Origin of the sequence: Legionella moravica DSM 19234 (assembly GCF_000423305.1) — a bacterium.
GTDB classification, from domain to species: Bacteria; Pseudomonadota; Gammaproteobacteria; order Legionellales; family Legionellaceae; genus Legionella; species Legionella moravica.
Map to the genome: position 1 here is coordinate 123597 of NZ_AUHS01000003.1, position 12398 is coordinate 135994.

A 12398-nucleotide genomic window follows, 5' to 3' on the forward strand; every position below is an offset into this window, starting at 1 on the left:
AAGATTGAATCCCGCGAAAACCAACATGTTAACTGAAAATCATTAGCTCACAAGTAATTAAAATTATAATATGATGTTCTACAAATAGCGAGGAATATGTACAACTTCTTTATAAATGGTGCAGAATTACCAGTTTCAATTGTGATTGAAACTAAGGATACCAGGCCTTTAAACTACAAAGGTCTGGTGTGATCATGACGTAACTTAAAGAATACTGCAGCGCTTTTTTTCACTCATTTCTTTATCAAGGTTATTGAATGGTGAAAACACCGGAGCCGTAAAAAACTGAATTCCCCTCATTATATTTTTAAACGAGAAATTCTCTTCATATGTGGGCGTAGGGGTAAATAATTCGCTCATTGTATCGGTTGCTTTATTGCCGACGCTGACTACGTCCTCAAAGCCACCTAAAACGTAGGATCCCAAGTAAATAGTATTCCCGGTTTGCTGTTCTTTATCCAGATCCAAACGAACCTCCCACGGCAGAGTAGACATATAGTCTTCCCAAATTTTTTCTTTAATAACCTCTACTTCAGTTACGCCTTCAATAGACTTTAGTTCCTCTATCAACGCAGCATGATCAAAAGTAAAATCATTATGATTTGGAGGCAAATTTACATAAACAGTACATAATCGGCCATCATCTGGTCCTGTGCGATTATCTCGGGTAGTAATGAGAGCCAAATGACCAAAACCGGCTTCATCAAGTCCTTGTGGGAAATAATATTGATGCGGAGGTAAGCCCTTGATCTTATATACAGCAACAGGATATCTATAAAATTCCAATTGTTTCACACAGTTTGTTTCAGTTTCGGTTAACTCCATCCCCAGGGAAGGCCAATTTTTAGGAGAAGTAGCTAAAACCAAAGTATCCGCAATTTCTGTATATTCAATACCATTTTGTACATAATTAACGGTAACTTGATCCGAATTCCGCTCAATATGAGTGACATGTGCATTCAGGCGAACATCAAAATTCCGGGCAATCTGTTGCATCAGCAGCTGAAATCCCCCGTGTATTGCCAATAATGCGGGTTGTTGAACGATGTGTTCCACCAAAGCAAGCTCAGGCAGTGTCATTTTACCGAAATACTCAAGAACACTATAAGTAGGGCAATGAGTTATAGCACCATAACCAAAACCAGGCACGAAAGGCTTGGTCAAAAGAGGAATATGTTTCATTTCTCTTAACGTGCAATACTCAGTAAATGGACGTTGTAACTCATCTGGAAGTTGTTTTTTATTTTGTTTTGCGTCTTGATAAATATCATAATCTTCATTAAAAGTTGACATCTCACTAATAAGTTCTTTAACAAAGACTATTTTCTCAGCAAAAGATAATCCATTATATTTTTTTTGTATTTCAACTGTTTCCTGTTCCATTGGCACCATGGTTTCGTAAGTGAGGCCATGCTCGATTAACGCATCAATCACTACCCCATAGTTAGGTGCTACAGCCCCGGCTCCCAGTTCAGTTTTCAGCTCCGGATGATTAGGGTCGGAATAGGTACGACACTTTCCACCCACTTCACCGTCGCGCTCCAAAAAGAGCATTTCTATGCTCACATGGTGTTCGTCGGCTATTTGTCGAAGCTTGCGAGCACCAAATAAAGCGCTAGGCCCTGCACCAATAAAAATCACTTTAGAGGGAAGTTTTTTCATGACAATCCTTGTTCATTTAACTTAATTAAAACATCCATTCATCGTTGAAGTGGAATCATTTCGCTACCGGTTTATCATAAAAAAGGATAAACGGCGCCCTGCTCCATATACATCCAATCAATATGAAGCACAAATTAAATTAACATAGGAATTAGGGAGTTAAAACCAGGGGCTATTGAATACTCCGGAGAAACATCACCCGAAATGCACTATAAGCCCTCTTGCCCTAAAATGGATTGATAGGTGGTAATACATTAGAACTCTGTTTTTTATCGGCATTTGATCGTTTAAGAGCTATTACGGCTCGCAATAACTCATCGCCTCGCCATAAAATTTTCTCATCACTTTTATATAAAACCTGTGACAGTAGATGAATCTGTTTTTTTAATTGAGCATCTCTAACCAGCTTGGTCAAATCAGAAAGATTCAGTAACGGAGCATCAGGCCATTGCACCTTACCCCATTTTAATAATGCATCACGTGCTTTTTTCGGATTGCATTCCGTACATGCTTTATTTAATTCCGTAAAAGCCTTCCTGACTTGTTTTTTAGAGGAATGACGGTTGTGTTTTTGCCATCCCCACAATCCTAAAGTGATGACCCATGCAAAAGCAAAGAGAATGGCGACAATCCACCCCCAGTTAAATGAAGCATGTGGATATGAATCAATTTCTCGGCCTTGGTTTTCTGTCGTTGGCATTACGGAACTGTTTTGGGATTCAGTTTTTTCATTGCTGGTCGCTAAAGAAGGAGTAATATCAAGACTTCGAGGCGCCAGAACCGCAACTTCATCCTTACCCGTTTCTGTATTAAACCAGTGGAGGCGTAATTCAGGGATGGTAATTTTTCCTGCTTTATTAAACAAATAAGTTACTTTAAACTGGGTACTGCCTACCAACTCACCCTGTTTTACCTGATTTTTATCAGCACCTTTTTCAGGGTACACGCTAAACGCATCCGTTTCTTCAAAATCAAGGGTAGGCAATAGTTGTGCGGGAATGGATACCCCTTCAAGCGTTACTGTGCGGGTTAATGTACTTCCTTGTCCAAGGGTCTGGCTCGAGTTTTCATACTGCTCACTTAATTTAACCTGTTTTGCAGGTAACCATAATGTTCCCTTATATTGAGAGGGAATAGGCTGTACGTTTAGCTTGATTGTTTTATCTTCAACTTTGATTCGCTGAGAATTAATATCATAAATCAAAGCTGTAAACTTTGGAGAAATGATATCCAAAGTACCGCTTTTTTGCGGGAAAATCGCATAATTTTGTTCTTCTACAACATAGTTAACATTATTTTGTACGGTTTGATAGCGCTTGGCATCCCCTAGCGGAATTAACAGGGCATTATCTACTTGTGGCCCCTGATATTCGGCATCCAGAAGTCTTTTGCTGTTGTATAACTTAACGGTATAAATGATCTGTTGATTCACATAAGGTTTCTTTTCATTCACATCTGCCGTCAAAACAACATCTTGTTGCTGCGCGGAATTGTTTTGAAAATCCTGATTAGTCTGACTGCCATCTACATTAATAGTAATAGGATTGCTTTTATCCAAGCCCAGTTTTATTGCAGGAATAGTTAATATGCCTGGCTTTAAAGCTTTTAACGAAATAATCCATTGACTGGCCGTTTGAGCCTGACCATTAATAAGTATGTAATTAACATGACGTTCCGTACCGTAAATGGTGAAGTCCTTTTGCAACACGGTCAAATCTGGAACCCCTCCATTTTGGGCACTGTCATCAGTTATGATTAATTTAAAAACATCACCCAAGGCTACCTGGGATGGTTCAACTTGCACCTGAATTTCCGCAAAAGCAAACAGCGCATAACAACTTAACAATACCGATACTATTATTTTTTTCATTGGTACCACCCACGTTCTCTTCGTAAATGATCTCGTAAAAACTTTTCTCTCAGCAAACCACCTGGATCGTCAGGAATCAGCCGTAACCATTGCTGTTTTGCTTGTTGCTTTTCCTGCTCCGCTTCAGACTGAGCATCACCTTCCTGCTGATCCTCATTTTTTTTACTTTGATCTTGTTTGTTATTCTGCTGATCTTTGTTTTGCTGATCTTTATTTTGTTGATCTTTATTTTGTTGATCTTTATTTTGTTGATCTTTATTTTGTTGATCTTTGTTTTGTTGATCTTTGTTTTGCTGATCTTTGTTTTGCTGATCTTTGTTTTGTTGATCTTTGTTTTGTTGATCTTTGTTTTGTTGATCTTTGTTTTGTTGATCTTTGTTTTGTTGATCTTTATTTTGCTGATCTTTGTTATTTTGGTTCTTATCGTCCTTATCTTTATTTTGTTTTTGCTCTTTATCTTTCTTTAACAATTCTTCTAACAATTTACGGTTATACAATGCATCCTGATTATCAGGATTAATTTTTAACGCTTTATTATACGCATCTATAGCCTGTTCGTATTGCCCCATATGTGCTAACGCATTGCCTTGATTGTAATAGCCCTGCTCATTATTTAATTCTTTAAACAATTCAGCGGCCTGCTCATAATCACCGGCACGATATGCGGCTGACCCGATCCAATCATTTCGTTCAAATGTCTCTTTTGCTTTCTTAAACTGCCCCTTTTCCATCAAATGTTGGGCCTGTTGATCGGGTGTATACCACAAATCAGACCAGCTAAATGCTTTGGCTTGCAAGGAAGAGAGTAGAATCATTAAGAATATCAAACAGCGGATCATACGGCCACCCTCTGCAACCAGCCTCGTCGAAATACAGGTAACAAGAACATTAAGGCAGGAATTAAAAACCATCGTCCCTCATCTCGCCAAAGCGGGATGTCATCCTCTTTGCTTAATGCATACTCCTCATTTCCAGTGCTATTAAGCCATAGGTCCAAATCACGCGAATCAGAGGAGTATCTTAATAATTGACCATTACCCGCATTGGCAAAATTTTGAAACAAGGGATTTAATTTACTGTCTGCCCTAACAGGTAAAATCGAAGAATGAATACCGGATTGAGCCATTTTTTTTGCTTTATTAATGGCATCAGATGAAGGCGTGTCGGCAGTTAAGACTAAAATTTGACCGTGTTGATACCCAGCCTGACTAATCAATTGACTGGCTTCATTTAGGGCACTAACCAAATTTTGTCCTCCTACTGGCATTACGTCCTGTGTCAAAGAAGATAATAGAGAAGATATGGTTTGCCCATCATCAGTTAACGGAGAAACGACAAAAGGTTCTCCTGTAAAAACAATCAATCCAAATTGCCCAACATCCTTACGTGTCAATACATCGTGCAATTTGAATTTAGCTCTGCTGAGTCGATTGGGGGTCAAATCATCTGCCATCATATTATCTGACATATCCAATACCAGAACTCGGGGTTCTATAGGTCTGTAAGTGGGAACCGGTAATTTAACCCAACTGGGTCCAGCACTACTGATAATCATGAAAAAAACACTCAACAATAGTAAAATCACCGAGAATTTTCGCGTTCCCTGACGTTTACTTTGAATTAAATGACCCAGCAAATGGCTGTCGCATACCTCCCCCCAGGCATGTAACCGGGGAGTTTGCCGCCATAGAGCAAGGGCTAGACCTACCAAAGGGATTACCAATAATAGCCACCATGGCCTTAAAAAATGAAAATCAGCTATCATGACTTCAGTTCCTCCCTGGATCTAAATAGTGCCTTCATGTTAAGAACCCATTCGGCTTTTCTACCCATCCAATAAAAACTTAATAATAAAGCCAATCCAACAAACCAGGGATAATATTCTTTTTGTGGACGGACTGTAGCCTGCTCCTGCTTGACGGTTTCCAGTTGGTTAATAGTCTGATAGATAGCTTGTAGAGACTCTGTATCTGTTGCTCTAAAATAACGTCCACCCGTCATATCGGCCATTTTCTTTAAAGTGTCTTCATCAAGATCAGCAGTCACGTTCTGATTAAAGAAATCCATGCTTAACGCTCTGGGATCTGCCTCAGAACCTAATCCGATAGTATAAATTTTAATTCCATCATCACGGGCTAACTCAGCGGCTTTTAATGGAGCTAAAACTCCCGAATTATTTGCACCATCTGTTAAAAGAATGATCACCCGACCCTCTTTGGGCACTTCATCCAATCGTTTTACAGCCAGGCCCACAGCATCTCCGATTGACGTTGTTTTTCCTGCTAAACCTGCAGTTGCATCCTCAATGCGCATTAGCACACTGTGCTTGTCATATGTAAGAGGAGTTTGCAAATAGGCGCGAGTTCCAAAAAGAATCAAGCCAATTCGATCACCCTTTCGATCCTGTACAAATTGCTCTGCAGCTCGTTTCACAACCAATAAACGGCTGGCTGGACGACCATGCAAGATCATGTCATTAATTTCCATGCTTCCTGACAAATCAAGTACCATCATGATGTTGTAGCCCTCTCTGGCTACTGGTTTAGGCTCACCAACCCAACGCGGACCAGAAAGAGCCAATACAAGCAATAACCAAACTACAGCAGGGATGATTAATAATTTCTGGGCTGAAACAGATCGCTTTTCCTGTTCCACGATTCCTGCCATTGCTTCAAAAAAGGGGACTTTCAATGCAGTAGGCAAGGTAACGGTGACTCTGGGTAACAGATACCAGATCACCACAGGTAAAGGCAATGCAACAAGCACCCAGGGATTCACGAGTTCAAACATGGAGCCCCCCGTTGTTTAATCCATTGCTCTGCACAAGTAAATAAAGGATCCAGATTCACAGACTCCGCCGTTTTAAATGGCGACTCCAGAAGCATGGCCTTAACTTGTTTAAAATCAATGTTTTTACTGGTTTTATTTAAAAAATCGATCCAATCGTCACCATGAATACTGGCCACTTCAGCTCTCGGAAAATACACTAAAGCAACTCGTCGTAATAACTCTGAAATTCGCGCACTGGCGATTTGGACATTTCGATCCTTGAGGTAATTTTCTTTATAAATATGTAATAAACCAAGAGCCTTGCGTTTTGCCAAACCGTTAATGTGTTGTTTATAAGACCAATACGCGATACCGATGATAAGCAAAAACATCATGCTCATCACCACATACCATCCTGGAGCCAAGGGCCACCATCCTATGGGATCTGGTAAATGGATGTCCTTTAATTGAGCCAAGGGATCGGTTTTAGCCACGAGACCTCCTCGGAAAAGTCTGGCGCACCAATTGAGTCAGATTTGTCTCGGAGGTAGCCTGTACGTATTGAATTTGCAAGCGCTTGAATTGTTCTCTTAAGTATTCAACTCTCTGCTGACAATACAGTTCATAAGCAGAACGTACGGCAGATAGGCTGGTATCCAGTATTATTTCATGCTGACCATTAGTCATCGCATACTGCTCTGGCTTGGGTGGCACTAACTCTAGACGGTCACAAATATGGTACGCCAGGATATCATTATGGCCACGCAATCGATTCAGATGCTTTTCACATTCTGCATCCATAGTATAAAAATCACTGATTAATACCAAAATACTTCCCGGTCTGATTACCCGACGCAATCTCACAAGCGCATCACTGAGCAGTCTGGGTTTTTCTTCCCGTTGTGCTTCTGTCTGTGCAGTGTATTGGCTCAGTGATGCCAACAAAGGCAAAACGCCTGAATCACGGCCACGCGGAATAAATTCACTATGTTCTGAAGCTGAAAAAAAGAAACCGCCTACCCTGTCTCCTTGTTTAATGACAGTCCATGCCAGAATCGCTGCCAATCGTGCAGCAACTACTGATTTAAAAGCGACACGAGTACCAAAAATCATGGATGGATTAAAATCAACAAGAAGAACGACTGGCCTCTCACGTTCTTCCTGATAAATTTTTACATGAGGCCTGCCTGTACGAGCAGTAACTCGCCATTCCATATGACGAATTTCATCACCTGCCTGATAATTTCTCACCTCGGCAAAATCCATTCCACGACCACGCAATTTGGACAAATGAGAACCAGAACGCAAAGCCCTGCCTTCAGGTTGATATTGAATCGATTGAGCATAGCGTCTCAGATCGATTAATTCATTTAACTCAGCAACAACACCATCTGCCATAAAAACCTCTAAGGAATAGCAACCAAGCGTAATAGCGAGTCAATAAAATCATCGCTGCTCACTCCCTCAGCCTCGGCTTCATAACTCAAAAGTATTCTATGCCGCAACACATCATGGGCGACGACATGAATGTCATCTGGAACCACATAATCTCGCCCCGCAAGCCATGCGTGTGCTTTCGAACACCTATCTAAAGCGATAGTAGCACGAGGACTGGCGCCATAGCGCAACCAACGACCCAGTTCGTCACTATAGACGCCAGGATTTCGCGTTGCAATCACCAACTGCACCAGATAATTTTCCAATGCCTCGCTGGTATGTACTTTTAATACCTGCTTTCGGGCTTCAAATAAAGTGCTTTGCTGCAATTTGGGAAATTGTTCGTGTTTCACTACAGCCGCCCCCAATGCTTCTTTGCGAGTCAAAGCAAGAATATCATGCTCTACCTGAGCATCAGGATACCCAATTTTAACGTACATTAAAAATCGATCCAGCTGAGCTTCCGGCAAAGGATAGGTACCCTCCTGCTCAATTGGATTCTGCGTCGCCATGACTAAAAACAACTCAGGAAGTGGATAAGTTTTACCACCAATGGTAACCTGCCGCTCAGCCATTGCCTCAAGCAAGGCGGATTGGACTTTTGCAGGGGCACGGTTAATTTCATCTGCCAAAATAAGATGATGGAAAATAGGGCCGGGTTGAAATACAAAAGAACCATTTTGCGGATGATAGACATCCGTTCCTGTTAAATCACCGGGCAAAAGATCAGGAGTAAACTGAATACGATGAAAATCACCTTCAACCCCATCAGACAACTCTTTTACCGCCCTTGTTTTAGCCAGACCAGGTGCACCTTCAACCAATAAGTGTCCATCAGCTAGCAAAGCAATTAAAAGCCGGGAGATCAGGCCTTTTTGACCCAAAATCCGCGAATTAAGGTGATCGCTTAACCGCAATATCTGATTCTGCACCGTGTCTACACGTTTATCGTCCAGTTGCTCCATTACAATTACCTTTCGAAAAAAAGCTTATCCTAACGTGATTCAATCCAGATGCCAAGTAGCTATCCCAACCATGGCATCAGCTAACCTATTCTAATGGCATTATATAAAAGCAACATGGAACAATCACTATTCAGTCGTCCAAAAAATGGGCTGTCATTAGGGTTGATTAACAATAATAGACCCCGAACCAAGATCACTCTCGACAAGCTCAGACGTTTATTTTACATGGGGTAGATGGATGAACGATCACTGATAATCACTATGAAGCTCAAGGGGCATCATCGCCTGAACCCGCTCGTATAAAGAAATTATTTTTTCGCAAAACACATGAAGCTGTTGCGTATTTTCCCATAAATCATAGCCAATTCCTTTATTGAACACCTGTTGTCTTGATAAAGTTTTGAGCAGAAAAATCTCTTGGGTAGAGAATCCCAGATGGATATTTAACTCAACCAGCTCCATCAGATTTTTATATTCCTTGATGGGTCGATGTTCATGCAGGCAATAAGCTTTCAAAGTCAGTTGAAACGCCTGATACATCAGCGAAGTTATAGGGGTAAATGAATCCAGAGAATCCCCATTCCTGATGATTCCTTGTGAAATCTGTTGGAGCAAATAATCGGCAGAATAGGCATGTTGAGTCGCTATGCTGACTAATTCCAAAGGCGATAAATAACGCTTGTCCATCTGGAGTCTCTCCTGTTCCAAAAGGTACGGAGTAATCAAATCCCTATTACGCCGATGATGACTACTTCTTAATATTAGATATGTGATAAAATGGGACTGATTATATCCTTTAATTTATTACATGCACACAATTATTAATAGCCCATTTCAAATAGGTTCCCTTAAACTCCCTCATCGACTCATTCAAGGCCCATTAGCTGGCTACAGTTGCGCGCCATTCAGAGAGTTGTTTCATCAATACACCCCGCCGGCGTATTGCGTATCAGAAATGAGCTCTGCTCTTGATGTCTTACACAAACATGACGATCGCTCTCGTTACATTTATCGGTCACCGAATGAAACCGTACTGGCTTATCAAATCTCTGGAACTGATCCCGATGTATTGGCCCAGGCTGCGATTAAACTACAATCCTGTGGTGCTGACTTAATTGATATAAATTGCGGATGTCCCAAAACTAAAATCCGCAAAAAAGGGGCAGGCAGCGCTTTACTGGATACTCCGGAGAAGCTCATTAAAATCATCCAGAAAGTACGTGAGTTGCTATCCATTCCTCTTACAATAAAAATTCGCATTCAAGGTAATAAAAACGATGTACTTTTGGCCCAACAGATTGAAAAAGCAGGCGCTGACGCCCTCATCGTACACGGAAGACGCTGGATTGATGATTATGACATTCAATGCAATCTACACCAGATTGCACAAATAAAACAAAACATCAATATTCCGGTGATTGCCAATGGAGACATCAGTACGCAAAGCAACTTGTATGAAGCATTAAGAATCAGTGGCTGTGATGGCTTTATGATCTCTCGCGCAGGCAGCGGACGCCCATGGTTGTATCAGGAGTTACTGGAACAACGTACTGTGCCTATCAACAGCACTGAGATCATTCAGATCTTTATGACCCATTTACATGGTCTCAAAACACTTGAAGATGAGTATAAGTCGGTTCTGCAAAGTAAATCGCTGGTACGCTACTACTTCAAAAACTTGCTGGATATCACACAATTGAATCGATTTTACCAATTGAATTCATTAACAGAAATTAATGAATTTTTGCTTGAAAACGTCACTCGAAACTAAAAATAGTTAGCTCATTTTTTACCCGATTAGGCTTCGTCCTCCATCCACGTTTAAAACCTGCCCGGTTATAAATGGATTTTCAACCAGAGCCAGTATTGCCTGAGCAATGTACTCAGGATCACCATGACGTTTTAAAGGCGTTTTATCAACGATATTTTGTTGTTCCTTTGTACTTAAACTGTTTGCTTCTTCTGGCCAGGCAATAGCTCCGGGCGCTACTGCATTCACTCTGATTGAGGGTGCGAATTCGCGAGCCAGACTTCTGGTTTGCATTTCAAGCGCGGCTTTACTTTGGCAATAAACTGAATAACCTTTAAGGGGTTTTTGGGCATGAATATCCGTCACGTTAATGATAGTTCCTGAGTGTTTGCTTAGTAAAGGACGCGCTGCAAGACTCAATAAAAAAGGAGCTTTTACATGAATGTCAAACAATTGTCGCCAATCGTCTTCATTGAATAAATCTGAATTATTTCTGATAAAAACCGATGCGTTGTTGACTAATAAATCCAATCGGCCAGCCCACTCGGATACTGTAGTGATGATCTCTGATGCAGCCCCTTCTTCAGTGAGTTCTCTTTGAATAACGATGGCGCTATTAGCTCGTATATGATTTAAATCAGCAGCCAATGCGTTGGCATCCTTTAGAGAAAAACGACAATGAATCACAACCTTATATCCGGCTCCATGAATTTTTTTAACAATGGCAGCACCTATTCGCCTTGCGCTTCCAGTGATCAATGCCACCTTTGCTTCTTGTTTGTTGTTCTGATTCACGGTATGGTTCCCCTTTTTTTAAATAGTTTAATCGATTATGAGCTTAATACATACACTGCATACTCAGCTTAAGGAACAAAATGAATTGCCTTTTATAGAATTCATGCAACTGGCTTTGTATGCTCCGGGAGAAGGTTACTACAGTTCAGGATTACCCAAATTGGGAAAGCAAGGTGATTTTATTACGGCCCCTGAATTAACCCCCTTATTCGGAAAAACACTGGCCAATCAATGCAAACAAATTCTCACATCAATAGAACAGCCTATACTCTTTGAATTTGGTGCTGGTACCGGAGCGCTGTGTAGTGATATTTTAACTCATCTTGAACACCTGAATTGCTTACCCGAAGCTTATTATATTCTGGAAGTCAGCGCTGATTTAAGGCAACGTCAGCAAGAATTGGTTCAACAAAAAATCCCTCATCTGGCTCACAGGGTTTCCTGGCTTGATCGCTGGCCTGAGACTCCATTTAATGGCGTTGTATTGGCCAATGAAGTACTGGATGCCATGCCGGTAAACCGATTCATGCTCAAGGGCAATGAGGTGTTGGAGAGTTATATTGCCCTGGATAGAAACAATGAGTTAATAGAGCACTTTAAACCCTGCCAAAACGAGCGGTTATATCATTACGTTAAAAATAATCTACCGCAACAAACCACAGAATACGTATCCGAAGTAAATCTGTTTATAGAAGATTGGTTGGCCAATATTTATAACATGCTCAACCATGGCGCTGTCTTTTTAATCGATTATGGTTTTCCTCGACACGAATACTATCACCCCGACCGAAATCAGGGGACATTGATGTGTCACTACCAGCATCATGCTCACCCAGATCCCTTACTTCATCCTGGTGAGCAAGATATTACTGCTCATGTTGATTTTACTCATGTTGCCGAAGCCGGACAGCAGGCTGGATTTCATATTGCCGGGTATACTAATCAAGCCTCTTTTTTGCTGGCTAATGGTCTGCTAAGCTTTATTAATTCGCTGGAAGATGAACGGGAACAATTCCGAGCAAAACAAGCCATAAAGCAATTGACTGATCCCAGTGAGATGGGCGAGTTATTTAAAGTCATTGCCTTAACCAAAAATCTGGACATTGATTTGAATGGATTTCTTCTAATCGATAAACGAGTGAATTTATAA

At 41.0% G+C, this 12398-nt stretch carries 12 protein-coding genes and 1 pseudogene; 3 read left to right on the forward strand and 10 right to left on the reverse strand.

All coding sequences use genetic code 11. The features are described from left to right. Positions 1-204: 204 nt before the first annotated feature. Together G543_RS0100515 and G543_RS0100520 are read right to left on the reverse strand one after the other, a co-directional pair. Positions 205-1662, reverse strand: coding sequence for an FAD-dependent oxidoreductase (locus G543_RS0100515; protein ID WP_028382775.1), 1458 nt, complete (start codon positions 1660-1662; stop codon positions 205-207). 226 nt (positions 1663-1888) lie between these two features. Then, on the reverse strand, positions 1889-3532 hold the full coding sequence (locus G543_RS0100520) for a BatD family protein (protein ID WP_028382776.1): 1644 nt from the start codon (positions 3530-3532) through the stop codon (positions 1889-1891). Between the two features lie 97 nt (positions 3533-3629). Between G543_RS0100520 and G543_RS19500 the strand changes: the two genes are divergently transcribed. Beyond that, positions 3630-4052 carry a Cys-every-fifth RiPP peptide CefA gene (locus G543_RS19500; RefSeq protein ID WP_420795223.1) on the forward strand — a complete coding sequence of 141 codons (423 nt, stop codon included), beginning with the start codon at positions 3630-3632 and terminating at the stop codon, positions 4050-4052. Positions 4053-4065: 13 nt separating this feature from the next. Here G543_RS19500 and G543_RS19505 read toward each other — a convergent pair. The 7 genes and pseudogenes from G543_RS19505 to G543_RS0100555 all read right to left on the reverse strand — a co-directional run. Continuing rightward, positions 4066-4443 (reverse strand): annotated as a pseudogene (locus G543_RS19505) (tetratricopeptide repeat protein); the annotation flags it as partial. Then, on the reverse strand, positions 4368-5297 hold the full coding sequence (locus tag G543_RS0100530; protein WP_028382778.1) for a vWA domain-containing protein: 930 nt from the start codon (positions 5295-5297) through the stop codon (positions 4368-4370). The pseudogene G543_RS19505 and the gene G543_RS0100530, both read right to left, overlap by 76 nt. Beyond that, the gene (locus G543_RS0100535) at positions 5294-6322 is read right to left on the reverse strand and encodes a VWA domain-containing protein (protein WP_028382779.1); all 1029 of its coding nucleotides are present in this window, start codon (positions 6320-6322) and stop codon (positions 5294-5296) included. The genes G543_RS0100530 and G543_RS0100535 overlap by 4 nt, the downstream gene beginning before the upstream one ends. Further along, complete coding sequence (locus tag G543_RS0100540; protein WP_028382780.1) at positions 6307-6795, reverse strand: DUF4381 domain-containing protein; 489 nt, start codon at positions 6793-6795, stop codon at positions 6307-6309. The genes G543_RS0100535 and G543_RS0100540 overlap by 16 nt, the downstream gene beginning before the upstream one ends. After that, on the reverse strand, positions 6788-7699 hold the full coding sequence (locus G543_RS0100545; RefSeq protein ID WP_028382781.1) for a DUF58 domain-containing protein: 912 nt from the start codon (positions 7697-7699) through the stop codon (positions 6788-6790). The genes G543_RS0100540 and G543_RS0100545 overlap by 8 nt, the downstream gene beginning before the upstream one ends. A gap of 8 nt (positions 7700-7707) precedes the next feature. Beyond that, positions 7708-8703, reverse strand: a complete 996-nt coding sequence (locus tag G543_RS0100550) for an AAA family ATPase (protein ID WP_028382782.1) — start codon at positions 8701-8703, stop codon at positions 7708-7710. Between the two features lie 246 nt (positions 8704-8949). Next, positions 8950-9390 (reverse strand): hypothetical protein, encoded by a 441-nt coding sequence (locus tag G543_RS0100555; protein WP_028382783.1) that lies wholly within the window; start codon positions 9388-9390, stop codon positions 8950-8952. 121 nt (positions 9391-9511) lie between these two features. Here G543_RS0100555 and G543_RS0100560 point away from each other — a divergent pair, with 121 nt between their 5' ends. Beyond that, entirely contained in the window at positions 9512-10474 is a 963-nt protein-coding gene (locus G543_RS0100560; protein ID WP_028382784.1) for a tRNA dihydrouridine synthase, read from the forward strand. An 18-nt stretch (positions 10475-10492) separates the two neighbouring features. Here the strand turns inward: G543_RS0100560 and G543_RS0100565 are convergent, their stop codons facing one another. Further along, on the reverse strand, positions 10493-11248 hold the full coding sequence (locus tag G543_RS0100565) for a pteridine reductase (protein ID WP_028382785.1): 756 nt from the start codon (positions 11246-11248) through the stop codon (positions 10493-10495). A 37-nt stretch (positions 11249-11285) separates the two neighbouring features. On the opposite strand from G543_RS0100565, the gene G543_RS0100570 reads away from it, so the two are divergent. After that, positions 11286-12398 carry a class I SAM-dependent methyltransferase gene (locus G543_RS0100570; RefSeq protein ID WP_028382786.1) on the forward strand — a complete coding sequence of 371 codons (1113 nt, stop codon included), beginning with the start codon at positions 11286-11288 and terminating at the stop codon, positions 12396-12398.

Excerpts from the sequence above, each read along its gene's own strand:
- G543_RS0100515 (WP_028382775.1), bottom strand. The coding sequence starts at position 1,662 with ATGAAAAAACTTCCCTCTAAAGTGATTTTTATTGGTGCAGGGCCTAGC.
- G543_RS0100520 (WP_028382776.1), bottom strand. The coding sequence starts at position 3,532 with ATGAAAAAAATAATAGTATCGGTATTGTTAAGTTGTTATGCGCTGTTT.
- G543_RS0100530 (WP_028382778.1), bottom strand. The coding sequence starts at position 5,297 with ATGATAGCTGATTTTCATTTTTTAAGGCCATGGTGGCTATTATTGGTA.
- G543_RS0100535 (WP_028382779.1), bottom strand. The coding sequence starts at position 6,322 with ATGTTTGAACTCGTGAATCCCTGGGTGCTTGTTGCATTGCCTTTACCT.
- G543_RS0100545 (WP_028382781.1), bottom strand. The coding sequence starts at position 7,699 with ATGGCAGATGGTGTTGTTGCTGAGTTAAATGAATTAATCGATCTGAGA.
- G543_RS0100550 (WP_028382782.1), bottom strand. The coding sequence starts at position 8,703 with ATGGAGCAACTGGACGATAAACGTGTAGACACGGTGCAGAATCAGATA.
- G543_RS0100555 (WP_028382783.1), bottom strand. The coding sequence starts at position 9,390 with ATGGACAAGCGTTATTTATCGCCTTTGGAATTAGTCAGCATAGCGACT.
- G543_RS0100560 (WP_028382784.1), top strand. The coding sequence starts at position 9,512 with ATGCACACAATTATTAATAGCCCATTTCAAATAGGTTCCCTTAAACTC.
- G543_RS0100570 (WP_028382786.1), top strand. The coding sequence starts at position 11,286 with ATGAGCTTAATACATACACTGCATACTCAGCTTAAGGAACAAAATGAA.